At 52.7% G+C, this 24,974-nt stretch carries 21 protein-coding genes and 2 pseudogenes; 11 read left to right on the forward strand and 12 right to left on the reverse strand.

Annotation, left to right across the window (positions count from 1 at the left end):
- Positions 1-7 precede the first annotated feature (7 nt).
- Positions 8-517 carry a MarR family winged helix-turn-helix transcriptional regulator gene (locus tag IEX86_RS15335; RefSeq protein ID WP_188866998.1) on the forward strand — a complete coding sequence of 170 codons (510 nt, stop codon included), beginning with the start codon at positions 8-10 and terminating at the stop codon, positions 515-517.
- A 123-nt stretch (positions 518-640) separates the two neighbouring features.
- Positions 641-1,879 (forward strand): alanine transaminase, encoded by a 1,239-nt coding sequence (gene alaC, locus IEX86_RS15340; protein WP_188866999.1) that lies wholly within the window; start codon positions 641-643, stop codon positions 1,877-1,879.
- Between the two features lie 42 nt (positions 1,880-1,921).
- On the opposite strand, the gene ddlA is transcribed toward alaC, so the two are convergent.
- From ddlA to IEX86_RS15360, 5 genes are all read right to left on the reverse strand, one after another.
- Positions 1,922-3,016, reverse strand: coding sequence for a D-alanine--D-alanine ligase (ddlA, locus tag IEX86_RS15345; protein WP_188867000.1), 1,095 nt, complete (start codon positions 3,014-3,016; stop codon positions 1,922-1,924).
- A 135-nt stretch (positions 3,017-3,151) separates the two neighbouring features.
- Positions 3,152-3,343 carry a hypothetical protein gene (locus IEX86_RS15350; RefSeq protein ID WP_188867001.1) on the reverse strand — a complete coding sequence of 64 codons (192 nt, stop codon included), beginning with the start codon at positions 3,341-3,343 and terminating at the stop codon, positions 3,152-3,154.
- A gap of 384 nt (positions 3,344-3,727) precedes the next feature.
- Positions 3,728-5,494 (reverse strand): D-lactate dehydrogenase, encoded by a 1,767-nt coding sequence (dld, locus tag IEX86_RS15355; RefSeq protein ID WP_188867002.1) that lies wholly within the window; start codon positions 5,492-5,494, stop codon positions 3,728-3,730.
- 376 nt (positions 5,495-5,870) lie between these two features.
- Positions 5,871-5,993 (reverse strand): hypothetical protein, encoded by a 123-nt coding sequence (locus IEX86_RS25410; protein ID WP_268239865.1) that lies wholly within the window; start codon positions 5,991-5,993, stop codon positions 5,871-5,873.
- 11 nt (positions 5,994-6,004) lie between these two features.
- The gene (locus IEX86_RS15360) at positions 6,005-6,898 is read right to left on the reverse strand and encodes an SDR family oxidoreductase (RefSeq protein ID WP_188867003.1); all 894 of its coding nucleotides are present in this window, start codon (positions 6,896-6,898) and stop codon (positions 6,005-6,007) included.
- Positions 6,899-7,451: 553 nt separating this feature from the next.
- Between IEX86_RS15360 and IEX86_RS15365 the strand changes: the two are divergent.
- Positions 7,452-7,619 (forward strand): annotated as a pseudogene (locus IEX86_RS15365) (transposase); the annotation flags it as partial.
- 140 nt (positions 7,620-7,759) lie between these two features.
- Here IEX86_RS15365 and IEX86_RS15370 read toward each other — a convergent pair.
- From IEX86_RS15370 to IEX86_RS15380, 3 genes are all read right to left on the reverse strand, one after another.
- Entirely contained in the window at positions 7,760-9,055 is a 1,296-nt protein-coding gene (locus tag IEX86_RS15370) for a PQQ-dependent sugar dehydrogenase (RefSeq protein ID WP_188867004.1), read from the reverse strand.
- Positions 9,052-9,480 carry a DUF2231 domain-containing protein gene (locus IEX86_RS15375; RefSeq protein ID WP_188867005.1) on the reverse strand — a complete coding sequence of 143 codons (429 nt, stop codon included), beginning with the start codon at positions 9,478-9,480 and terminating at the stop codon, positions 9,052-9,054. The genes IEX86_RS15370 and IEX86_RS15375 overlap by 4 nt, the downstream gene beginning before the upstream one ends.
- 263 nt (positions 9,481-9,743) lie before the next feature.
- A complete protein-coding gene (locus tag IEX86_RS15380) occupies positions 9,744-10,007 on the reverse strand; it encodes a hypothetical protein (protein ID WP_188867006.1) in 264 nt (87 codons plus the stop codon).
- Between IEX86_RS15380 and IEX86_RS15385 the strand changes: the two genes are divergently transcribed.
- The 5 genes and pseudogenes from IEX86_RS15385 (at position 10,006) to IEX86_RS15405 (ending at position 14,691) form a co-directional block, all read left to right on the forward strand.
- Positions 10,006-10,626: a (2Fe-2S)-binding protein gene (locus IEX86_RS15385; protein WP_188867007.1), complete on the forward strand. Its 621-nt coding sequence runs from the start codon at positions 10,006-10,008 to the stop codon at positions 10,624-10,626. The genes IEX86_RS15380 and IEX86_RS15385 overlap by 2 nt on opposite strands.
- Positions 10,626-11,615 (forward strand): FAD binding domain-containing protein, encoded by a 990-nt coding sequence (locus IEX86_RS15390; RefSeq protein ID WP_188867008.1) that lies wholly within the window; start codon positions 10,626-10,628, stop codon positions 11,613-11,615. The genes IEX86_RS15385 and IEX86_RS15390 overlap by 1 nt, the downstream gene beginning before the upstream one ends.
- Positions 11,612-13,837 (forward strand): xanthine dehydrogenase family protein molybdopterin-binding subunit, encoded by a 2,226-nt coding sequence (locus tag IEX86_RS15395; RefSeq protein WP_188867009.1) that lies wholly within the window; start codon positions 11,612-11,614, stop codon positions 13,835-13,837. Before IEX86_RS15390 ends, IEX86_RS15395 begins: the two co-directional genes overlap by 4 nt.
- A gap of 94 nt (positions 13,838-13,931) precedes the next feature.
- Positions 13,932-14,192 (forward strand): annotated as a pseudogene (locus IEX86_RS25705) (transposase); the annotation flags it as partial.
- Between the two features lie 82 nt (positions 14,193-14,274).
- Positions 14,275-14,691, forward strand: coding sequence for a ribosomal maturation YjgA family protein (locus tag IEX86_RS15405; RefSeq protein WP_188867010.1), 417 nt, complete (start codon positions 14,275-14,277; stop codon positions 14,689-14,691).
- A 76-nt stretch (positions 14,692-14,767) separates the two neighbouring features.
- On the opposite strand, the gene IEX86_RS15410 is transcribed toward IEX86_RS15405, so the two are convergent.
- Positions 14,768-15,148, reverse strand: coding sequence for a c-type cytochrome (locus IEX86_RS15410; RefSeq protein WP_188867011.1), 381 nt, complete (start codon positions 15,146-15,148; stop codon positions 14,768-14,770).
- 350 nt (positions 15,149-15,498) lie between these two features.
- On the opposite strand from IEX86_RS15410, the gene IEX86_RS15415 reads away from it, so the two are divergent.
- A complete protein-coding gene (locus IEX86_RS15415) occupies positions 15,499-16,848 on the forward strand; it encodes a hypothetical protein (protein WP_188867012.1) in 1,350 nt (449 codons plus the stop codon).
- A gap of 134 nt (positions 16,849-16,982) precedes the next feature.
- Here the strand turns inward: IEX86_RS15415 and IEX86_RS15420 are convergent, their stop codons facing one another.
- Together IEX86_RS15420 and IEX86_RS15425 are read right to left on the reverse strand one after the other, a co-directional pair.
- Positions 16,983-18,188 (reverse strand): N-acetylmuramoyl-L-alanine amidase, encoded by a 1,206-nt coding sequence (locus IEX86_RS15420; RefSeq protein ID WP_188867013.1) that lies wholly within the window; start codon positions 18,186-18,188, stop codon positions 16,983-16,985.
- An 864-nt stretch (positions 18,189-19,052) separates the two neighbouring features.
- The gene (locus IEX86_RS15425) at positions 19,053-21,449 is read right to left on the reverse strand and encodes a TonB-dependent siderophore receptor (protein ID WP_188867014.1); all 2,397 of its coding nucleotides are present in this window, start codon (positions 21,447-21,449) and stop codon (positions 19,053-19,055) included.
- A 461-nt stretch (positions 21,450-21,910) separates the two neighbouring features.
- On the opposite strand from IEX86_RS15425, the gene IEX86_RS15430 reads away from it, so the two are divergent.
- Both IEX86_RS15430 and IEX86_RS15435 read left to right on the forward strand, forming a co-directional pair.
- Positions 21,911-22,093, forward strand: a complete 183-nt coding sequence (locus tag IEX86_RS15430; RefSeq protein ID WP_188867015.1) for a hypothetical protein — start codon at positions 21,911-21,913, stop codon at positions 22,091-22,093.
- Positions 22,094-22,122: 29 nt separating this feature from the next.
- Positions 22,123-23,337 (forward strand): sensor domain-containing diguanylate cyclase, encoded by a 1,215-nt coding sequence (locus tag IEX86_RS15435; protein ID WP_188867016.1) that lies wholly within the window; start codon positions 22,123-22,125, stop codon positions 23,335-23,337.
- A 347-nt stretch (positions 23,338-23,684) separates the two neighbouring features.
- Here the strand turns inward: IEX86_RS15435 and IEX86_RS15440 are convergent, their stop codons facing one another.
- Positions 23,685-24,551 carry a hypothetical protein gene (locus IEX86_RS15440; protein ID WP_188867017.1) on the reverse strand — a complete coding sequence of 289 codons (867 nt, stop codon included), beginning with the start codon at positions 24,549-24,551 and terminating at the stop codon, positions 23,685-23,687.
- Between the last annotated feature and the right edge of the window lie 423 nt (positions 24,552-24,974).

The raw sequence follows: 24,974 nt of genomic DNA on the forward strand, positions 1-24,974 counted from the left end.
GTGAATTATGACTGACAGAGCCCTTCTGGCTACTGAGCAATGGCGAAAGCAAAGACCTGATGTAGATCCATTTCCCATGCAGGTCCTGGGGCGATTTGGTGAACTTGCCCAACTGATCACCCGGGACTACATCAACCCCTTCTTTGCCCGCTATGGGTTGCACCCAGGGGAGTTTGATGTGCTGGCGACGTTGCGACGCTCAGGAGAGCCATTCGCCTTGACGCCAACCGCGCTCTATGAGGCGGCGATGATTTCCTCCGGTGGTATGACCAACCGGCTGGACCGCCTTGAGCGAGCCGAGTTGATTGAGCGACGCAAACATCCCACAGACCGTCGAGGTACGCTGGTAGCCCTAACAGACAAGGGGCGAAGCCTGATCGATGCAATGCTGGCACCGCATGTTGAAAACGAACAGCGCGTGTTAGCGCCATTGACCGAAGCCGAGCAGCGACAGCTTGATGAACTCCTCGGCAAACTTACCCGCTGTCTTTCAAAACCACCTGAAGGCGGAAAATGATGCCGTAGAAATTTTGTTACCTGCTGCCGCTTCGCTGTTTTCTCGGCTACAGTACGGTTAGGTCACGTGCAGTGACCCACGTCGCTCGGACGGTTCCGGGCGCTTACGTCTATCGAGGAAAACATGGCTGATTCCAGCTCCATGCGCCGCTTCACGCGTATTGATCGTCTCCCCCCTTACGTCTTCAACATAACGGCTGAGCTCAAATTGGTTGCCCGTCGTCGTGGTGAAGACATTATTGACTTGAGTATGGGCAATCCCGATGGTGCGACCCCTCCTCATATTGTGGAAAAGCTATGTCAGGTAGCCCAGCGCGAAGACACCCATGGGTATTCCAGCTCCAAGGGAATTCCTCGCCTGCGCCGAGCCATTTCGCGCTGGTATCAGGACCGTTATGCGGTTGAGATTGACCCAGAATCTGAAGCCATCGTTACGATCGGCTCAAAGGAAGGTCTTGCTCATCTCATGCTTGCAACACTGGATGCGGGCGATACGGTACTGGTGCCAAACCCCAGTTATCCGATCCATATCTATGGTGCTGTAATCGCAGGCGCCCAGGTACGCTCCGTACCACTGGTACCCGGGATGGACTTTTTTGCCGAGCTTGAGCGCGCTATTCGCGAGAGCATTCCCAAACCAAAGATGATGATTCTGGGTTTCCCTTCAAACCCTACGGCTCAGTGCATCGAGCTGGAATTTTTCGAACGGGTGATTGCGCTAGCCAAGCAGTACAACGTGCTGGTCGTCCATGACCTTGCCTATGCCGACATCGTGTTTGACGGGTGGAAGGCACCTTCCATCATGCAAGTACCGGGCGCCAAGGATATCGCTGTCGAGTTCTTCACCCTGTCCAAAAGCTACAACATGGCAGGCTGGCGAATCGGCTTCATGGTCGGTAATCCAGAGCTGGTCAATGCCCTGGCGCGTATCAAGAGTTACCATGATTACGGTACGTTTACGCCACTACAAGTGGCTGCGATTGCCGCACTAGAGGGTGACCAGCAGTGCGTGCGAGATATTGCCGCTTACTATCAGCAGCGTCGGGATGTGCTGGTGAGAGGTCTGCATGAAGCGGGCTGGATGGTTGAGAACCCCAAGGCCTCAATGTATGTCTGGGCCAAAATTCCTGAGGCCTATGCGCACCTGGGCTCGCTGGAGTTTGCAAAAAAACTGCTGGCAGATGCCAAGGTATCGGTCTCGCCTGGAATCGGTTTTGGGGATTACGGTGACGACCATGTGCGCTTTGCACTAATCGAAAATCAGGACCGTATTCGTCAGGCCGTGCGCGGGATCAAGGCGATGTTCCGTGTTGATGGGATTCTGGCCAAGCCCGCTCGACGCACTCAAACAGACATGCCGTAAGGCAATCAAGGGCTAAGGCGTCGTTACCTTAGCCCTTGCCCATTAACGGGAATGTTTGAGCGTACGCTCCTGAGCATGACGCTCCTGCGCCAGCTCAATTAGCCGTGTAATCAGATCACGGTAACTTACTCCGCTGGCTTCCCATAATTTGGGATACATGCTGATATTGGTAAACCCTGGCAAGGTGTTGACCTCATTGATCAGTACCTCACCTTCAGCCGTCAGGAAAACATCAACTCGTGCCAGACCTGCGCATTCCAGCACCTTGAATGCCTCAAGGGCCAATGTGCGTATATGTTCACTCATTGCGTCAGGCAGATCAGTCGGGACTCTGACTTCAGCGCCGTTATCGTCAATGTACTTGGTGTCGTACGAATAAAAGCCTTTGTGCACGACAATTTCACCGCAGGTACTGGCAATGGGCTCGTCGTTGCCCAGAATCGCACATTCGATCTCACGACCCTTGACGGCTTGCTCCACTAAAACCTTGGTGTCGTAGGCAAAGGCCTGAGCCAGTGCTTCATGATAGTCCGCTTCAGTCTCAGCGCTACTGACGCCTACGGAAGAACCTTGGTTGGCAGGCTTGACAAAGACAGGCGAGCCTAGCGTTTCAATCACCTCATTGAACGTGGTACGAGCAGCGGTCAGCCGGTTGAAGGTCAGGAACGGTACAACGGGTAGCCCTGCATCACGCAGGAGACGCTTAGTGACATCCTTATCCATGCAGACAGCTGACCCCAGCACCCCGGAACCTACAAATGGCAGATCGGCTATTCGTAGAAGGCCTTGAAGAGAGCCATCCTCTCCCAGAGGACCATGCACGATCGGGAAGATGACATCAATTTGGCCTAATGCCTGAGTCGATGACGTCTCGATCCATTGCTGCTCGCGCTGCCCCGGTACAAGTGCCAAGGCTCGATTGGAGCGGTTAAGCGCAATGAGCGCAGGGTTTTCAGCATGAAGCAGATAATCGGAAGCATCATTAAGATGCCATTGGCCTTCTTTGTCGATTCCGATCAAGACGATGTCGAACCGTGACTTATCGATCGCATCAACAATATTCCTGGCAGACTGTAAGGAAACCTCATGCTCTGAAGAGCGGCCGCCAAAGATGATTCCTACTCGCGTCTTGCTCACCACCCTGCTCCTTCAAGCGTTGTATGCAGCCTTAGAATACAGGGGAGAAGCGATTTGAGAATCACACTGTGGAATGATTTATCAGCTAAGGCTCGTTACCCGACAAAACGATTGAGGAGGGGTGCAAGTCAATAATTACGCACTGGCGCCCTGATGCTGCCATTCAGCTTCCAGCTGGGCCTCCAGCAAGCTCAAGGTATTGTAGGCTTCGGTGTAGTCCAGGAAGTTTTTCTGGACGAGTAGGCGGGCCTGATCTACTTTGATCTGGTACTGACGAATTTCCTTTTGCAGTTCTACGAGGCGTCTCGCCTTCTCTCTTTCCGCCATGCTGCTGCCCTCCATAAGACCTGAAAAGAGGCGGGCTATTATGTGCTGCGTATCACACTATAGCATCCTCCGCTCATCCGTCTTTTTGTACCGTCTAGCGCCTATTGTATCGACCAGTATCATTGTGTAATTGAAAGCAGTAGCCGCTGCCGGCCTTGTATTAACTGTACTTATTGAATGCAATAGCTTTGCTTGTTGCTGCTCTTGGCCTTGCCCTTGAGCAGCGCATACAGCGGGCTTATCACCCCTCCTTCACGCCGCATTCATCGTTTCTTAACATTTACTGCGTAACATCCTGTCGACCGCTTTAGTTTCCCCACGGTTACCCGTTCTAGAGCGGTCATCTTTTCTCTTCCTTCCTATCTCCTGAACCAGATCCCCTACTTAGCGAGCTTCCGGTGCATTCGTCCCCGTCTCGGTCCAATGGCTGCACTTACTGGTATGCCCAATACCAGGATTAAAGCTATTGCAGGGATCAAGCTTGCGGTAGAAGGCTTTAAGGCCCGGTTTGGCATGGTAGAGATGGCCCACGTTGTGCTCCGCCGGATACTCGGCACCGCGATGATCCAGTAATTTCCACATGCGATGCTCGATGGCGAGGCAATCGTTGCCCTTCCTGACGATATAATCCTGGTGGAAGACATGGCAGAAGAAGTGACCGTAATAGAGTTTATGGACAAGCTTGTCCTCAATGTCGGCTGGGAGGGTTTCAAACCACTCTCGATCGTTACGTCTAAGCGCAATATCCAATGCCACAATGTCTTCTACTTCGCGCGGGTGAACGTCCCGGTAGCGTACCGCTGCACTGGCAGCGGCAAAGCGGTGTAAGAACGCTTTACGCCCCTCTTCGGCAGTACACCTGAAGTAAGCCCCGCGGGTTTGCCCGAGAAATTTGTCAAGGTAATGCTGCGTCTCCTCGATCAAAGAGCCCGCGACCTTGAGGATCAAATGGTGCTCATACTGGTTCCTGTATTCCTTCATCCGCTTGGGCAAATGACTTGGGAACACATGACTTACTGCTTGCAGAATTCGATCAGCCAGATGTGAAGGCAGAAAGCCGAAACGATTGAATATTTCATCAAAACGACTTTTGAGTGAAAACAATTTAGGCAGCCGCTCAGTACCCAAGCGGTCGATAATAAGAAAGGTATCCTTTCCATACGTCTCTGCGATATCAAATGCATCCCGATGCATGTACTCACCGGAAATGGGAAGCTGCGAGAAATTGGCAAGCATGTGCCGTCGGATCTCAGTCAAATCAGCGGTATCGTTGGTACCGATGTAAAAAACAGCGGTTTCTTTTTCGATAGGAAAGGTATCCAGCCGCACTGCAAAAACGGCAAGCCTGCCCGCACTGCCAGAGGCCTCGTACAGTCGACTCGTATCAGCATTGAAACGAGCGGGGGTATCAGCATCGACCTCCCGCACATGTTCGGTATAGCCTTTATCTGACCCCGCCCCTGCCTCATGCTCAATATCGGCCTCACCGTACTGGTGATTATCCAGCCGTGTCAGAATTTCCTCTGGCGTGCTCCCCAGCGCTACCCCTAGATGATTGACAAGATGAAGCTCACCGCCCTCATCGAGGCGCGCATAGAGCGCCATCTGGGTATAGGCCGGGCCACGCTGGATGAGCGAGCCGCCTGAATTATTGCAGACCCCGCCCAACACAGAGGCACCGATGCAAGAGGAACCAATAACAGAGTGAGGCTCCCGCCCATGAGCCTTTAACTCTCGCTCCAGCTGATCAAGTGTAGACCCCGGAAAACAGATCACCTGCTTGCCGCCCATGATCAGTTGGATCTTTTTCATGCGCATGGTGTTGATGAGCACGATGTCTCGATCATAGTCGTTGCCATCTGGCGTTGATCCGCCTGTAAGGCCGGTATTGGCAGCCTGCATGATGATTATTTTATTGGCCGCTACGCATGCCTTGACCACCTGCCATTGCTCCAGAAGAGAGCCTGGTTGAACCACGGCGATGGCATCGCCTGTACCGAAGCGATATCCACTGCGAAAGCGCTTTGTGTGGGAGGGATCGGTCAATACATGCTGAGAGCCGACTATATCTTTCAGATGCCGAATAAGTGCATCTCGGTCATGAGCTGTGGCGTCGTCAAAAGCAGGAGCGACGGACGATGACGCGGGCATAGAAACTCCATGAGCAATAGCAGAGGTGAGCATCACTCATAGTAGTTGTAGCCACCTAACGATTCCACTGGACAGCGACAGAGGTCTAATCGCCTGAACCTGCGTAGGCTCAAGCAGCCAGAAGCAGCAGGTCAGAAAGGCACCTTCCTCTTTTCGACACCACTATAGCGATACACTGGAAGAAGCCCATGATGGATAGTCTCGCAAGTCGTGAGAGGTCGCGTCTTGCTTTTGATGCCAAGCGAACGGCGGGCTGGATCTGCATGGAATGTATAGGCCCGCTTGGCTGTATAGGCTTGGGCAAGTGTGCTGAAGAAATAGTCACCACTGGATGCATCTGGCCGTCGATCAAATGGCGACGGCAAATCCATATAGGTCACGCATCGCCATCGATGGAGCCGTCGGCCGCCACCCTAGCGACCGAACGGCCATCGATCAACGCACCATAATTCGCCAGAGGAGTCGCCCTCTCAATACGATGCGTTGAGAACGTCTGCATGATGCGATCCGTCAGGCCATGCCACCCGTTGCGCCGTACACTTCACCGGTCACATAGCTGGACTCCTGCGAGGCGAGAATGACGTAAATTGGAGCCAGTTCTGCCGGTTGGCCTGGACGCTTGAAGATGGTCTCGCTGCCGAAGGATGGAATTTTCTCCTGAGGCTGACCACCGCTGGGTTGAAGCGGAGTCCAGAATGGCCCAGGTGCCACCGCATTTACGCGGATACCCTTTGAAATGACCTGTTTGGCCAAAGCCTTGGTAAATGCCGTAATTGCAGCCTTTGTAGGTGCGTAATCGAGCAGGGTTTCCGAAGGTTGTACTGCCTGGATAGAAGTGGTGTTAATGATCGCCGCACCGGCTGGCATATGAGGAATCGCTGCCTTGCACAACCAGAACAGTGCATACACATTGGTCTTGTAGGTAGCATCAAACTGGTCTGTGGTCAGATTGGCAATATCTTCGATTGCTGTCTGCTTACCTGCAACATTGACCAGGATGTCGAGCCCACCCAGGGCTTCCTTTGCATTGGTGATCAACTCGTTACAAAAGGACTCGCTTTTCAGATCGCCAGGGATGCAGACGGCCTTGCGCCCTTCTGCCTCAATAAGTTGTACAACCTCTTTCGCATCAGCCTCTTCTTCAGGAAGGTAGTTCAACACGATGTCAGCACCCTCACGGGCGTAGGCAATAGCGGTTGCACGCCCTATGCCCGAGTCCGCTCCGGTAATCAATGCTTTACGTCCAGCGAGGCGACCAAAGCCTTTGTAGCTTGTTTCACCATGATCAGGACGCGGCTGCATATCCTGAGCTAGACCGGGTGGAGTCTGTGGCTGTTTGGGAAATTCAGGCTGAGGATATTGGGTCAAGGGATTCTGCATGGTGTACTGGTTATCGGTAGGCATGAAGCATTCCTCTATTCAGTGACGCCGCGATGAAAAGATGAAGGCGGCTAGGATAAAGACAGCAGACGTGTCCAAGAGCTGTCTAAAAAATGGGAAAGCCTGATACCGAAAAAGGTTCCATCCGATTGCAGACAGGTTTGAGTCCCTTATCTGCTCATTAGCAGGTGGCTGCCATGTGCTAGGGCAGTCAACGAGTGTATTAAACTAGGGAAAAATCCTGATCGCCGGTTTAACAGATGTATTCAGCGAAAGTAATCATGCTTATTGAGCAGATGTTCCCACGGCCTACATAACACCATTAACAGTCTGATTACCGTTATGAATCCTTATTTACCTCTGGATATTAATCAGTGGAGTGTTGATTTCGATCCATACGGCTTCACGGTGCGTGCAGACTGGCTAACACAGGCCGAGAAAACAGAAGATGAGACGATCTTGCTGTAATGACTGACCGATGCTCAGCGGCCTTTATGGATCATGTACTCAGGTGCTGCCTACCAGAGCGCTTCGGCCCACGGTCGACGGTGTATCAGCGCTTTCGTGACTGGAGGGACCAAAATACCGGCAACGGAACATCGTCAAGCAGATGTTTGGCTGACTGAAGGAGAATCGCCGGATCGGCACTCGCTATGACAAGCTGGCAAGAAGTTTTGCCGCCATGATCACTTTGGCCTGCACGCTGCGATGCCTACGCCAGTACTTTTCGTACAGAACCTGGTGAATGTCTTTCTCCCATACAGGACGCCTTATCTATCCGGAAAGCAAAGCGCAAGGATCGCCGGCCGGTGCAACAGGGCGGGTACGCAAAGCGCACCCGCTATCTGCTCACAGCCAGTCTGAGACTAGGTTATGCCGCACCGGCTACTGCGTCCGCGTCACCCGCCATACGGTGTTAGCCAGATCATCAGCGATGATGAGCGCACCGCGTGGATCGACCGTTACGCCCACCGGACGGCCACGGGTTTTCCCGTCATCTCCACGGAACCCTGTTGCAAAATCAACAGGATCACCGGACGGGCGTCCGTTGCTGAATGGTACGAAGACCACCTTGTAACCGACCGGATTCTTTCGATTCCAGCTACCGTGCTCGCCAACAAATACGCCATTGGCAAACTTGTCGCCCATTTCCGGTACTGAGAAGTCCACACCCAGCGCGGCGACGTGGGAGCCCAGCGCATAATCCGGTGCGATGGCAGAAGCAACTTTTTGTGGGTTCTCCGGCTTCACGCGTGGATCGACGTTCTTGCCCCAGTAACTGTAAGGCCAGCCATAGAACTGACCTTCCCTAACCGAGGTCAGGTAATCCGGAACCAGATCAGGGCCCAGTTCATCCCGCTCATTCACCACGGCCCACAATTGCCCCGTCTCTGGCTGGATGGTCAATGCTGTGGGATTACGCAGACCGGTCGCATAGGGTTTATGAGCGCCCGTCTCAGCGTTGACTTGCCAGACCATCGCGCGATCTACCTCGGCTTCCATGCCGCGCTCGGTAATATTGCTGTTGGAGCCGATGCCTACGTAGAGAAAACGTCCATCAGGACTGATGGTCAGCGATTTAGTCCAGTGATGGTTAATTTCCGCAGGCAGATCAGTGATCTTGGTCGGTGGACCGCTGGCTTTGGTTTGGCCGTCCGCATAGTCGAAGCGCACCAGCGCATCCTGGTTGGCCACGTATAGCTTGCCCTCAAATAAAGCCAGACCGTACGGTGCGTTCAGGTTCTCAGCAAAGACCTCTTGAACCTCGTAGGTACCATCACCGTTTGCATCGCGCAGTAATGTAAGGCGGTTACCCCCCTTTACCTTGGTATTGCCTTCTGCCTTGATGACCCCGGCAATAACATCTTTCGGCTTGAGTTTCGCTGCGTTACCGCCCCGGCCTTCCGCCACCAGGATGTCCCCGTTGGGCAGTACAAGGGTTTGCCGCGGGATTTTAAGATCCGTTGCGATCGCTCTGATGTCGTAACCCTCAGGCACTTTTGGCTTTTCATCGCCCCAGGGTGCTGGATCAGCAATCTTCATACTCGGTAGCAGGCCGCGCTCAGGATTAGGTAGTTTTGGATCACCACCATGTGATTGGGTGGCTTCGCCCTCGCCACCGCCGCACGCGCTTAGCATTACCGCCATGCTCAGTATCGTCAGTGCACTCGAATACCTCATCTTGCACCTCCTGAGCGCAGGTTGGTCAGTCCGATCCAGGCTGCAACAACGCTGAGCAGCGTTACAACTACCGACAGGGTAAGTCCCATAGGCATCGACGCCCAGGCATCCTTTGCATGCTCGAAGGCATTAACCAGCCCTAGTATCCAAGTGATCAGCAGGAGCAGGAAATACATCAACGGCCGCCCGGCCTTACGGTCGGCACGGATCAGATTGACCAACGCGAACAACAGCGCCAGCCCGCAGAAAAGTTCACCTCCGGCAATCAGCCAGGACGAAAAGTTGTTCCACTGGATCTGGTATGTCTTGGAATAGGCAATGTCGCTGAGCAGTGCGCCAAGAAACAGCGGCACAGTTCCGGCAAGCAGTATTGCATGCAGCGGACCGGGTGTGACTCTATAGGTCGAATGAAATGCGGTGGTCACGGGAGCTCCTTTTCTCTGTTATGTCTTGCAAAGGCCGTATGCAGGTGCACCGGATGTCAGGTGCCTGCTGGTGATGCCATAGCAAAGGAACGCAGCGCTTACGTGTTAGTTCACGACTGCCCATTGAATGAAACATATTGAAACCTCTGGGGAGGCTCTGCACCGAGCCTTCTGGCGATCCGAAGCCTCAACGCGCTCCAGCAGCTGGAGGCAGCCCCAGACGGCCAGAAGGCAGCCATGCACGGCCCGCTTGATCACAAGGCTCAAACACACATCCAGTAATCAATAGCCGGAAAACGTATGACTATTGCCGGACCTTTCTGCCCTGAAGGCGGTCCGTCTAAAGCGGCCTTGCTGACGCAGAAGCGGTGAGCCGTCTGTGACCACTCCTGAATGGGCGTGCCCGTGATCGCTGCGAGCCAGCCCCGTCGGCAAATGGATAACGCATGTATCAGGCATGCGCGGCCGTTTTCGAGCGGGTCGAGTCTTGTGACGAGACGGAACGTCCCAACGATGAGGACTTCCATGAGCGACTCGATATCCCCTAACCGCCGCAGCTTTCTCAAGTCTGTGGGTGTATCCAGCCTAGCCGTCGCCTCGGCTCCAGTTTGGGTTCAGGCCATTCAGGCCGCACCTGTCGACGATACCCAACAATCTCTGCAACCTGGCGAGCAAAGAATCACCCTGAAGGTGAACGGCCAGGCTCACACACTCAATGTTCCTGCTAACGCCATACTGCTTGATGTACTGCGTGACCGTCTGCAGCTGACCGGTACCAAGAAAGGGTGTGACCACGGTCAATGTGGTGCCTGTACCCTGCATGTGAACGGGACAGCAGTGAATTCCTGCCTGTCGCTGGCTGTCAGCCATGACGGTGATGAGATCACCACTATTGAAGGCCTAGAAAAAGACGGCAAGCTACATCCGGTCCAGGAAGCTTTCTGGGAGCACGACGCTTATCAGTGTGGCTATTGTACCTCTGGCCAGATCATGAGTGCCGTGGCCATCCTCAACGACCCCTCCATTGGCAGCGACGATTCCAGCGTCCGCGAAGCCATGAGCGGCAATATCTGCCGCTGCGGTGCCTACAAAAACATTCTTGCGGCCATCCAGTCGGCCCGCGGCAAGGTGAAGGGGGCCAGCTGATGCGTAGCTTTCAATTTGATCGTGCAGCCAGCACCGAGCAGGCGCTAAAGGCCGGCCAGTCAAACCAGGCGATGTACCTGGCTGGCGGCACCACGCTCCTTGATCTTGTGAAACTTGACGTTATGCAGCCCGAACGGCTGGTGGACATCAACCGTGTAGGCCTTAACCGACTGGAGCGCCAGGACGATGGCAGCGTGCGTATCGGCGCCCTGGTCACCAATACAACGTTGGCTCAAGACAATTACATCGTCCAGGCCTATCCTGTGCTGTCTCAGGCACTGTTAGCAGGCGCTACGACACAATTACGTAACAAGGCCACTACCGCCGGTAACGTCATGCAGCGGGTGCGCTGCCACTACTTTCGCGACAACGTTTCGCCCTGCAACAAGCGCAAGCCCGGCAGCGGCTGCTCGGCGATCGAGGGTGACCATCGCTCAGTCCACGCTGTCCTAGGCACCAGCCAGCACTGCATCGCCATGCACCCATCTGACATGTGTGTAGCGATGGCAGCCATTGGTGCGACTGTTCATGTACAAGGTCCCAAAGGGGAGCGGACAATCGACTTCCTCGATTTCCATCTGCGGCCCGGCGACACTCCCGAACGTGAACACGCCCTCGCTCCCGGCGAACTGATTACCTACATCACGCTTGCACCGCCACTGGCCAACAGCCTTTCGGGCTACCTGAAACTGCGCGATCGTGCTTCCTATCAGTTCGCACTGGCGTCGAGTGCCATCATTGTGCAGCTGCAGGGTGACCGCATCACCGATGCGCGAATCGCACTGGGCGGCGTCGGCACCAAGCCCTGGCGAGCGCATGAAGCGGAACAGTCATTACGTGGCCAGCCCGCCAATGATGAGACCTTCCGCCGTGCTGCGCAGCTAGCGTTACAGGGTGCCACGCCCTATCGGCACAACGCCTACAAGATTCCACTGGCCCAACAGGCCATCGTGCGTAATCTGCAGACACTTACCGGAGGTGTAGCATGAACGACATCATCGGTGCTGGTCCCAGACGAGTCGACGGACGACTCAAGGTCACCGGCCATGCCCAGTACACTGCCGATCACGGACTCAAGCGCATGGCGTATGCCTATGGCGTCTACAGCACCATCGCCAGCGGCCGCGTCACTCGTATCGATGTCGATGAGGCCCAGCGCATGCCGGGCGTACTCGGGATCTACCACCACGGCCATTTCACCGAACTCTATCGTCCACCCAAGATGAAGCTGAACCCAGACAAGATCGACCGGCTGGTGAAAGTCGACGAAAGTCGGCTGCCGTTCGAGGACGACCGGGTGTATTACGCCGGTCAGTTCGTAGCCATGGTGGTAGCCGACTCCTTTGAACAGGCTCGCGCGGCGGCTTACAAGGTCAAGGTCGAATATAAGGAAGAGCCTGCCTTGGCCACGCTCGCGCAAGCAAAAAGGGTACAGTCACCCAAAACCGCGGGCTCGGATTACTCACGTGGAGACCCGCAGGCCGGTTTTGACAAGGCAGCCCATCGCATCGATGTCACTTACACCACGCCTGTCGAAACCCATAACCCGATGGAGATGCACGCCACGACCGCCTATTGGGAAGGTGATCGGCTGTTCGTGTATGAATCTACACAGTCGGTAATCGTGCACCGCAACACCTTGGCCCGTATCTTTGGTTTGAGCCCGGACAAGGTCGAACTGCAATCGCCCTTTATAGGTTCAGGCTTTGGCAGCAAGCTCTGGGCGTGGCCGCACTCCCCTGCCACTTGCGCTGTCGCGCGGCTTGTAGGTCGTCCCGTACAGTTCGTGGTGCCACGTCCGCAGATGTTTACTACCACTGGTCATCGTCCGGCCACCGAGCAACGACTGCGGCTCGCCACGGACGACCAGGGAAAGCTATTGTCGGTACGACATGAATCGGTCAACAGCACGTCCTTTACTGACCAGAATACTGAAAGCTGCGGCAGCGTAACCAAGAGCCTGTACAGCTGCCCGAACTTGGCCGTTACCCATGCGACCTTGCAGGTCAACCACGGTACGCCTACGTCCATGCGCGCACCGGGCGCTGCGCCGGGCCTGTTCGCACTGGAATCAGCCATGGATGAAATGGCGGAGGCCATTGGCATGGACCCACTGGCGTTTCGCAAGCTCAATGCTTCAACTCGAGACGAGAGCAAGGACATGCCCTGGTCCAGCAACCACCTGCAGGAAGCCTTCGACAAAGCCGCGGCCAAGTTTGGCTGGGACAAGCGCACCCCAGAGCCCGGCTCGATGCGCGACGGCCATGAGATAATCGGCTATGGTCTGGCGGCCTGTAATTGGGATGCCATGCGCTGCGCCTGCGAGGCTCGGGTATCACTGCGTGCCGATGGAACGGCTTACGTCACTTGCGGTGCACAGGATATCGGAACCGGCACCTATACCATTGTCGCCCAGGCCGTGAGCAAGATCACCGGTCTGCCATTGGAAAAGATCACTGTACAGCTGGGTGACTCATCCTTTCCGCCCGGACCGGTCTCTGGTGGCTCCTGGGCAACCGCCAGCGTTCTACCCGCCGTGGCGGAGGCTACCCGGGACGCCATTGAGCAGCTAAAGAGCTTTGCCATAGAGGACGGGCCGTTCAAGGGTGCCGATCCCAAAGCCTTGGAGTTCACTAACGGCCGGCTGGTCAAGGGTAACGACGCGCTGGGTTTCGGCCACCTGCTTACCACACGGCGTTTGAGCAGTGCCGAAGGCGAAGCCCGAACGCAGACAGCGGATAAAAGTGATGTTTCGATCCGTTCCTTTGGTGCGCACTTCGTGGAAGTACGGTGGGACCCGGGTATCTCTCGCCTGCGTGTATCACGGGTAGTCAGTGCGATAGATGTCGGTCAGGTCATCAACGCCAAGGCCGCCGCTAATCAGGTGGAAGGCGCAATCGTAATGGCTATTGGCATGGCAATGTTCGAGGCTACCCATTACGACGAGCGCAACGCCATGCCCACCAACAATGATTACGCCGAGTACGTGGTGCCGGTGCATGCCGACCAGCCGCCGGAACTGGACGTGATACTGCTTGATTATCCCGACTATGCCCTCAACGAGTTTGGTGCTCGCGGTATCGGTGAGATCGGCATTACAGGGTTGGCGGCTGCCATTGCCAACGCGGTGTATCACGCTACCGGCAAACGCATCCGCGACTTGCCGATCACGCTGGACAAGCTGATGGATGAGGTTCCCCAGACTGTATAAGTCGCCGCGGCCCAAGGACGGGCGCCGGCGTACTAGGTTCTGTAGGAAAGGTCCAAACGGATAGAATGCCTGCCATAACCGGCTGGAGGCCCACATGGCAAAGCGTTACGAACTTCCTGATACTGCTTGGAAGCCCATTGTAAATCTGGTTTCCCTCAAACAGAAGATGGGGAGACCTCGCCGTGATGACCAGCTGATGTTCAACAGCATCCTCTGGGGCTTGGTCTCAGGTGCTGCCTAGCGTGACCTACTAGAGCGCTTCGGCCCATGGTCGACGGTGTACCAATGCTTCGTGCATTGCCGATCCTCAAGGGATGGTGATAAGAATCACTTTTTAAACATTCATGGAAGGCTTATGCCTCTATTGAAAGCAATGACCAAAGATAAGGAAAGTTGTTGATCAGTTGCCCTTGCACCACTCAAGCGTGCCCTTAACGATGCGGCCACAATTCTTGTTTTCCCATGAAGCGGGTCGTAATAGAGTACGGATCGCATTGGCACTGCTTGCCGTTATTGCCTTGGGGCTGGCTTCTCGCCGGTTCCCTGGGATGCTTCCTGAAATACTCGGCAAGTACCCAGGTGACGCGCTTTGGGCACTCATGATCTTTTTGGGTCTCGCCTTTGTTTCTCCCCGCTCCGCAACAGTGCGACTGGGCTTAATGGCTTTTGGCATTTCATGTGCAGTAGAGGCGGCACAGCTTTACCAGGCACCCTGGATCAATGATATTCGACAGCATCCGCTGGGCCATCTTGTCTTAGGCACTACTTTTTCCTGGATGGATATAGTTGCCTACGGCATCGGCATACTGGTGGGTATGTTGCTTGATCACCTAACCGGACTCATAAAAGCATAGCCAAGCCAGCGTGAGCAACTGACACCGCGGACACACCCAAATGCATGCATACGCTCTGCTTCACCCAGAATAAGGTTTACTCGCTCTTTTTCTGGAAGGTCGCCAGATAAGCAAGCAGGTCGGCAATTTGCTGTTTGTTGCTGATCCCCCAGAAACGCATCTTGGTGCCGGGCACGACTTTATCCGGATCTTTCAGGTATGCAGCTAGCGTTTCCTCATTCCAGATGATTCCTGAATCCTTCATGGGCTGAGAATAGTTGAAGTCTTCCGTACTGCCGGCCTGTCGGCCGAAAATTGCATTGAGTTCTGGGCCAAAGGAACCTCGCGCATAAGACCCAACCTTATGGCAGTTACCACACCAGGAGGTGAAGTACTTTTTGCCTGCCGTTGCGTCTCCTGCACCCAAGGCAGCTCCGTGCGCCAGCAGGGCTAAGATCATGACTACACTTTTTTTCATCTTGCTTCCCAGGAATTTCTCGTAACACCTAGCGCAGCATTATGCCCGTCTGATGCATCTGTATTCATTGATGCAAAACATCTTGATGGTATTGGCTGGCTTCTGAGCAAAACAACTATGCCGTCCATGATAAGGACAAGCAGTCTATTACACGAAGCCGCAGAGCATCTTCAAACGCTCATCTCTTGTCTTCAAAGTACCTTTAAGAAGACAGCTACTTCTATGGAATGACGTCATCTTCATATGTGTTTAAGACAGGTGACTTTGCTACTTAATAACCTGTGGTCTATAGCTCACTGTCTCAGCCCGACACTTGGCTGAACCCCTATGGACACACAAGGAAAGTTGTCATGTTCAAGCTCACCCCCCTGACGTTGATCGTTCTTGTTTCCTTCAGCGGTTTTGCCATGGCTGGAGGCAACCGCGCCACACAGACCCAGAGCGGGTTCGATAATGAAATGGCTCTTGAGCAGCGTGGTGAAAATAATAGCGCGACACAAGAGCAGCGGTTAGCGGATAACCAGAGTTCAACCGTTATACAAGCAGGCAATTACAATAGCGCCGACGTACTGCAACAAGCCTCTGGCCATAAAATGACACTTGGCCAGACGGGTAACGACAATAGGGCTGCGGTCTATCAAGCTAATGCCGGGGGTGGAAGTGACGCCTCAATTCTGCAGCTTGGTGATGCGAATATCGCCACTCTGAACCAGCAAGGCGGTGACTCTAGTAACAGAGCCACATTATACCAAGAGGGCAATAACAACATTCATACGATAGACCAGATTGGCGATGGTTTAAGTACGTTAACAGCCAACACCGTCGGTAATGGGAACACCATTACAGCGCTACAGCAAACAGGCGTATCGGCTAGTCTCTTTCAACAAGGTGAAAATAACCAGATCACACTTGAGCAGAACGGCTGGAGTTCTAACAGAGACGGAGACAACGTCTCAGTAGTACAGAGCGGTGATTCTAACGTCGTTACCCTACATCAGCTTGGTTTCTACCCAGGTAAAAGCGCTACGTTGTATCAGGAAGGCAATAATAATACTCACACAATAGAGCAAAGGAATGACGGTGTAACCCGCTTGACAGCTAATACTGTAGGTGACGGAAACATTGTCACGGCTATTCAGGAAAAGGGGAAATCAGCTGACCTTTCCCAGACAGGCGATGACAACCAGATCACGCTGAGTCAGGGTGGTAGTCCGATAGAGGCCGCTGTCAATATTGCTCAAATGGGTAACGAGAACAGTGCAACGGTTGATCAGTCGACAGGCAATCACTACGGCGCTTATGCCACCCGCCTGGATCAAGAAGGCGACTCCAACGTTGCCTCTATCCTCCAATCCAGCGGCCTGAGTACTATTGATGTTACTCAAAAGGGAAACAATAACGAGTTCGCTATTGATCAGGATACGGTAAGCGGAGCGATTGTCGGGCGTTCCACAGGCAACAACAACATCGCCAGTATCAGCCAGGATACGTCTCTGACTACGACATACCTCACACAGGAAGGTGATGCCAATCTAGCCACCATTGAGCAAATGGGTGTTAACAGCCAGGCACAGGTTGATCAGCTTGGATCATCCAATCAGGTTCTTATTTCCCAAAACGGACCTTCAGAACTGCTGGGCAATTCCGCTACCGTCATGCAAACCGGAGTGGGCAACACCGCTACCCTTTATCAACAGTAAAAGGCTTGGTCGGCGAGTTTAGAGTTAAGACATACTTAACCTAGATAGCATTTGGAAGCCTTCTGCACGCCAATGCTAACTTGCGCCTCCTCGCATGATTGGACTGACTGGAAGTACCAGTCAGTCCAATCGGCTCAGGCTGTTGCAGCAGCTTTTTGATCAGCAAGATAGGTACCCACCGGCGGCCGCTGGCTGAAATAGTTGTGTACTCCATCGAATATGCGATCAGCGACAACTTGCTGGTGACGGGGGTTGAGTAGCCGCTTGCTATCCTGAGCGTTGCTCATGAACCCTGTCTCCACCAGGATCGATGGGATGTCAGGTGACTTGAGTACAGCAAAGCCAGCCTGTTGAACCTGCTTTTGATGTATCTTCGCGACGGTGCCCAGGCTCGATAGCACACTGTGTCCCAGATCCAGGCTTGAAGCGATGGTAGTGCTCATGGACATGTCCAGAATAACGTTGGCCAGATCCGAGTCCTTACCTTGCAGAGGCAAGCTGTTGGTTCCCACAAGATCAGCATCATTTTCCCGCTTCGCCATCCAGCGGGCCATTGCTGAAGTTGCCCCACTGCTGGAGAGTGCAAAAACAGAAGCCCCCCGAGCACGACGGTTGGGCGCTGCATCCGCATGGACCGAGATAAACATGTCAGCATCATATTGGTGAGCAATGTCTACACGCTTGCGCAACGGGACAAAAATATCTTCGGTGCGTACCAGCCGGGCCTTATAGCCTTTCTCTTTGTTAATCCTTTTAGCAAGGTTATGGGCGATTGCCAGGGCTACTTTCTTTTCATAAGCACCTTTCGCGCTGATGCATCCAGGGTCCTTACCACCATGGCCGGCATCGACCACAATCACCAGATCACGACTGGGACTTTTGACAGGTTTAGGTGCTGGAGAAGAAGCCACATGCGCTACCTCCCTGGCGGTGCTCATTTTTGAGTGAAGATCGAACACCAGTCGGTCTCCAAAAGTGCCGGAAGGGCCTAGAACCAGACTATCTAGTTTTACCGGCTGGCTCAGTTCCATAACAATACGGCTACCTGTGGCGCCGTGAGAACCGCCCCGAATAGCCTTGATGGACGTACCGCTTAAATCCAGTTTAGAAAAATCAGTAGCCAATGTTGTGTTGGGTAGATCAATCACCAGACGCTGGGGCGAATCAAGCGTAAAAGTACGATATTGCCCAGGTCTGGAGAGATCCAATACGAGGCGAAAGCGATCAGAAGAGCGTGATGTCCGTACGGAGCGCACCTCGCTTGAAACAGCAAAAGCGTTGGGAACGGCTGGCAACATCATTCCTGCCAGAATGAAGTTGAGAAGATGACGACGGTTCATAACTAAACACATTTTTGGTGAAACATTTTGTAACCATATAACATATCTAATGCCTAGGCCAAGGCCATCGCTAGCACAGTGCGCCATAATCCTGATTTATTGACTCTGGCCCTCTACCCCTTGCAGGCGCGTGTTAGCATTAAACGCCAAATGCTCTAGCACCGTCTTATTACGCTTGCTATAGCGTTTGTATAACCCAACTTTTCTTTGTAGAACGTGATGCCAAACGGGTGCGTAGAGCGCTTGCTCAATACCAATAAAAATGCAGCCGCCTACAAGATGAAGTCATGCCTATAGCTAACAATCTTCACCTTTAAAATAAGCAAATCTACGTACCCAGAAGACGGCTATGAGCCTTTTTTGCGCTGTCCATTCTAGATGCTGCCGCTACGCTGGCGGAGCTATTCAGCCTAGGGCAAGAGCTGCTCAGCGGAACGTTGATCTGCTAACGACCGTTTTTGATATCACGCTGGCCCTGTCGTCTGCGCTCCGCTCGCGTACATTAAGCAGACCCTTAACACTGGGTGTCTGGTGATGACGACAGGCTTGCTCTGTTGCTAGGGGAGCCCTTGAAAGACTGTCAGCCAAAGGATAACCCCAGACTTACTTATTGCGAGAGATTAAGAGAGCATACTTGGCAAGCATCATAGTGACAGGCTGATCTTTTAATAAGCCAGTAGACCTGCCGCAAATGGGCTGATGCACCGCTCATACTGCCGCAATGATGGGACTGACGAACCACATAAGAGAACGCTCTTTCTGGTTCGTCATAAGACAGGTTAGATAGCAGACCAGCCCATCCAACCTACAAGATATTAAACGGTACGGCGTGATACAGTCGGCTCGTGCTCGTGTACCTGATGATCATAAGCTCCATTTCACGCTGAACATCACGTTGCGCGGATCGCCGTAGACGCCTGTACCGCTGGCGTTGGGTATACCCTGCCAATACTTTTCGTCGAACACATTGTTCAGGTTTACTTGACCATCCCAATGCTCATTAAACTGGTAGCCCGCCATAAGGCCGACAACAGCATAAGCGTCCTGCACAGCATGTCCTGTGCCGACCCGATTGTAGGTTTTGCTCTGGGCAAGTACATCCGCGCCGAGGCGCCAGTTGCTTAACTCACCGGTCAGACGATAGGTAGTGGCCGCTTTGAACAGGTGTTTAGGTTGATCTGGTGCGAATAATGTCCCCTTGTCATAAGCCTGATCTTTTACGTATTGGCTCAAGACCAAGGTATAAGAGGCTGAAACATCCCAGTTAGGCGTCAGGGCTCCTGATAGCTCGGTATCAATACCGCGGCTACGCACCTCCCCTGCTGCTTCATAACAGGTACGATTCTGATTGCGGCACAGCGTGGGCTGATCTGGCACAGCATAGGCCCGGTTTTGCTGGGTCATATCGAACACCGCTATCGAAGCGTTCAGATTGCCCTCCAGGTACTCGCCCTTCAGACCAATCTCGTAACTTTCGCCCGTCATGGGCTTCAGTGTCGATCCACCAAGGTTCTGTTCGGTCTGGGGTTTGAAGATTTCGGTATAGCTGGCATAGACCGAATATGTGTCGTTCAGGTCGTAGATGACGCCGGCATAGGGCGTTACTTCACGCATGACCTTATAGTCGCCAACATCACTTGCTCGATTGTCATAGTCGTACCATGTCACCCGACTGCCCAGAATGACATGCAGTGGGTCGATGGGATTAAATCGGGCAACGCCATAGACGGCCTCTTCCGTGGCGGTATTCTTGCTTGAATAGGGAAGACGGGTATTCAAACCGGGCTTGGCAATGACACCTGGATTGAAATTGTAGATATCAACCGGGATTGCCTCTGGCCAATACCCTCCCTTTTGGTCATAACGTTCCTGGCGGCGACTCGCACCGAACGCGACTTCATGCTCACGTCCAAACAGTTCAAACGGCCCGGATACCGTTGCATCCAGATTAGTCTGCACGTCTTTGCTGTGGTACTGACCCGAAGACTGCGTGTAGTTGTTACCTATGGGAGCGTTAAGGTAACTAGAGAAGGTATTGGATTCAGCCCAGGTTCGGGCCGCTGCCAGCTTGGCGTTCCAGCCATTGTCGAAACGATGAGTGATATCGGTAAAGGCCGTTATGTTGTCCCGATCCCAATACGCCCAGTCGTTGCTAAGAAAGGTGGAACGTGAAAGGTGTAGGTTTTCCCCGTTTGGTCCAGCCGGCAAACTGCCCCAGTCCGACACAGCATCATCGCGCTGCTTGGAAGCGCCGATGGTCCAGGTGGTTGAATCACTCAGATCCGCTTCGAGAATGCCGTAAAAAGTCTGCCGTTGTTTCTCACGTTCATCAATGAAGCTCCCATTATCCTCATAGGCTGCAACTACGCGCCCACGTAGCGTGCCGCTTTCATTCAGCTTATTGGACGCATCCAATTGGGTGCGGTAACGGTCCCAGCTACCCGCGCTGGTGGTAATGCTGACCTGTGGCATGGCGGTAGGACGCTTGCGGACGAGGTTCAAGGTAGCTGACGGGCTACCTGCACCGGTCATCAGGCCTGTAGCGCCACGTACCACTTCGACCCGATCATAGATGGCAAGATCAGCCCCACTGACCGTATCAAGCGTGAACGTACTGATCGTGGTGGGTAGTCCGTCATACATCAGGTTGTCAATAGTGAATCCGCGCGCGAGAAACTGCTGACGGTCTCCTCCCAGCTTGTGCAACTGTATGCCCGGTGCGTACTTCACGATGTCATTGAGCTCGTTCAGGCCCTGATCATCAATGCGCTGGCGCGTCATGACACTCACTGACTGCGGCGTTTCACGGATCGACAAGGGCAATTTGGTAGACGTGCTCATGCTACGCGTCGTATACGAGCGGGACCCTTCTGTTGCGGCCACATCGCTGGTCATGCTACCTGTGTCTTCGGCAACGACCTGAGTAATGCCCAGTTGTGCTATTTCATCGGGGCTGGCCGGTCCTGCATTGGAAACAGTCAGCACATTACCTTGTACATCACCCACCAAGCCACTGCCTGCCAGCACTTCCTGCAATGCGACAGCTGGCTCCATCTGGCCCCGCACCGCTGGCGCAGTTTTACCCGCGACTGCCGTTGAGGAATAAGAGACTTTCAACCCACTGACCTGACCTAGCTGCTGCAAGGCGCTACTCAATGGCTGAGCAGCTAGATCAATACTAATCGGTGCAGCAGCAAATACCAGGCCGGTGCTCAAGAGCGAGATCGTGACCACCAACGGTCGTAGGGGAAAAACGTTCATTATTCAAAATCCTTGAAGAGTGCAAGCACAGCTACCCCAGGCCGCATGGTGCAGGCTTGGAACATTTTTCATCAGGAAAACGAGGTACGGACGAAGCTGGCAAGATGCTATAAAAACAGCGAACCAATGTAAATGATAAATGTTAACGATTAATAACAATTAACATTCAAAATAAGCGCCGCTGTGGGTTGATCTTCCATTACAAGTACGATTAATCCGTATTTTTAACGTGATAGACGCTCGGCCACTAAGCTATAAATAGGGTCAAGTGATCATGCAGGCATGATTAAAAGACAAGTTAACAGGCGTATCGACTGGACCTGTTTGGCGTCACTATCGCTTGGCATTCCACCCCAGCCGGGAAGTACATAACTAATTTCGCGCAGATTTGGTTGATATATGAATCTTCATTGCCGTACCGGTATCAAACCAGCTAACGGTACGGCGGATGGACCTTAACAATGCCAAAGCAAAACAGGTCTGGGATAAATGCCAAGCGCCTATCAACGCAACGCCTAACGCTTGTTTTTGTTTTGCTCGTTATCCTTGCCTTGACTGCGATGGAGTGTTGGCAGGTATGGACGGGTTACAAGGAAGCGCTTGAGCAGGCCGAAATCAATACATCCAATCTGGCCGTTCAGTAGCACAACACGCAGAAGACAGCATCAAGGAAGTGGATACCTTGATCATAGGTGCCGCTGAGCGCGTACGGTGGGATGGAGTAAACAACCTCCAGGTTGACCGGTTACATCATCTTTTCAAGCAGCAGGTTGCCGTCGTTCCTCAACTTCATGGCCTGTTTATCTATGACAAAGACGGCAAATGGCTTGTAACCGACAAGGATGTTATCCCTAAAGGCATCAATAATTCGGACCGCGACTACTTTATCTATCACAGGACCCATACCGATCCAGGCATTCGTATAAATCCGGTAGTTAAAAGTCGGTCGACAGGCGACCTGATCATTCCAGTATCACAGCGTATAAATAACCCTGACGGTAGTTTTGCGGGTGTGTTACTGGCCACCCTGAAAGTTGATTACTTCGTTCAGTTCTACTCGGGTTTCAAGGTTGATCCCAAAGGCGCTATTGTGGTTGCCCTAACTGACGGCACCATCCTGGCAAGGCGTCCGTTTAAAGAATCGGTCATTGGTACCAGCCTTGCGAAAAGCGTGATATTCACTGACTACCTTCCCCATTCACGGAGCGGTACGGCCCTTATTACTGCAGTAGTCGACAAGGTGGAGCGGATGTATAGCTATAAACAGCTCGACCGCTACCCTTTAGTTGTGGAGGCAGGGTTATCCAAGGAAGCAATCCTTGCATCCTGGTATTCCGACGCTCAACGATCCGTCGCCGTTGTAGCCTTTATTATTGCAGGAACGCTTGCGGTCGGGATCACCTTACTTCGCCAGATCAGGCACTCAACGCGCACCGAAGAAGAGCTCCGTATAGCACATGTGGCACTGGAAAAGCTTGCCATGCAGGATAGCCTTACCGGACTTGCCAACCGCCGACAGCTCGATGCCGTGCTGCCTGCGGAAATCAGCCGCGCCAGACGTAACGGGATACCGCTCGGTATTGTCATGATCGATATTGACCACTTCAAACGTTACAACGATCTCTACGGCCATTTGGCAGGTGATGCCTGTATTCAGGCCGTGGCGCAAGCAATCAGGGCGTCTGTCAAGCGAGCAGGAGACCTTGCCGTCCGATACGGCGGAGAAGAGATGACGGTACTGTTGCCTGGCACGGATGAACTCGGAACCTATCAGGTCGCTGAGCGAATTTCCCAGGCTGTTCGGGACCTGCATATTCCCCATCAGGGAAACGAAACAGGCGAAGTGACCATCAGTGCAGGTGTTTATACCTACCTCCCCTCCCAGTGAACTGACCCCATAAAGTTGGACGGTTTACTTCCTACTTAAATTTCGGTTAGTCATTAACCAAGGCTGACAATATTCCCCTTTCGAGAGAACATTATAAAATTTAGCAGTCCACTCAATCAGTAGAGGATTACATAAGACAACATTATTTATTTGATAAGGGGTAGGCTTATGGAGCTTAGAGAAACTTTAATCTAGAAACGAGACGCTAACTGAAAGCAGTTCACCTCTCCTCCACAAGAAGCTAACTTTTATAGATTACCCCTCAAATTCCAACCCCCTATCAAATGACTTTCGCAAAGCAGCAGGGCACCTTGATTAATAATAAAAACCTGTAGTTTATCACCTCACTACTGAGTGGCTATGCCTACGAAATGGCCAGCTAGAGAAAGTGTTAAAAACCCAGCCATTATGGAGGGCAGATCCTTTTTCATAAAAATATCTTTAGCTTGGTCTTTGGCTTTGGTTACAGCAACAGACTGCTCTTTTATGGAATTAATCTTAGCAAGTGCTTCCTGTAAACTTTTTTCAGGGTTATTCAAGTCCCATTGAGGTAAAGTTTGAAGGGTACTATTTCGAGTGTTTTTTATTTTTTCTAGCACACTTAGATCAAAACTCATATCTCTAAAGAGCTTTAGATGAATAGCCAAGGCGACGACCTCCCTAGCTAGCCCGAGTATTGTTCTCGACTCTCGTCCAGGAGCGTGCTCAAGCATTAACTTACCTGCGGAAAAAATATTGCTAATTGCTGCTAGTAATAATACATATTTGTAACCATTCGCCATTATTTTCGCATGACTTAAGACCGGCGCGTCACTACCTAGACGCTCATGAACCCCATTTAATACCGCCGCTTGACTTTTTAAAGTATGTAGCTGTTCTTCAAGCTCTAATACGGTGATAATTCGCACGGCTGTACTTCCACCAGTATTGCAAGGTAACAATGGCTCTGTAAAACCCTGGCTCTTTGCAAACTGACTAATCACTCCAGGGCTAGTATAAGTTTCCTGCTCAGCAAGTCTTTGCAGGGTAACAATATGCTCAGGCAGACGATTTATGAACCGCACTGGGTCTGCTGAATTTTGAACATCTAAAATATCGTTAACAATTTTCTGGCCTTCTTGCTGGGTGGGGCTAAGCGAGTGTAAATCAGAGTCAATATTGGAAATACCAGCTGAATTGTTAGTTGTTGATACGCGCATATTTTGATTTTGCATTCTAAAGCTCTCAGGACTCATTTATAGCGTGTCTTTGTCGTTCCTTAAGCTCATTGGGTTCCCGAAGGCGGAACTGAACGGGGCTCCATCCACGCAGAGAGAGCTTTAGGGATAGTCTGAAAAAGTCTTTTGTCGAAAGATGCAACCCAGCAATCATGCGGGCTACAGGGCAGTGATTTCGCGAACCAGAGGCTTTTTCAGAGTTTTCTTATGAACTGACCCCAAAAAGTTGGACATTAGAAGTGGGCTTTAGAGCGTAGCTAACTCAGTGCTTTGAGTTAGCTACGCTGCTTATCCTCTCTATACGGTAGAGATTGGAACTCACGTTGAGAGGACCTCAAGGGAGTCATTGTAGTGGTCTACTAAATCCGGACACTCATTTAAGGCGAGAATACTTGCCATAGAGAGGTGTCTGATGACCAA

The sequence above is a fragment of the Pseudomonas asuensis genome, assembly GCF_014646755.1.
Taxonomy (GTDB): domain Bacteria; phylum Pseudomonadota; class Gammaproteobacteria; order Pseudomonadales; family Pseudomonadaceae; genus Chryseomonas; species Chryseomonas asuensis.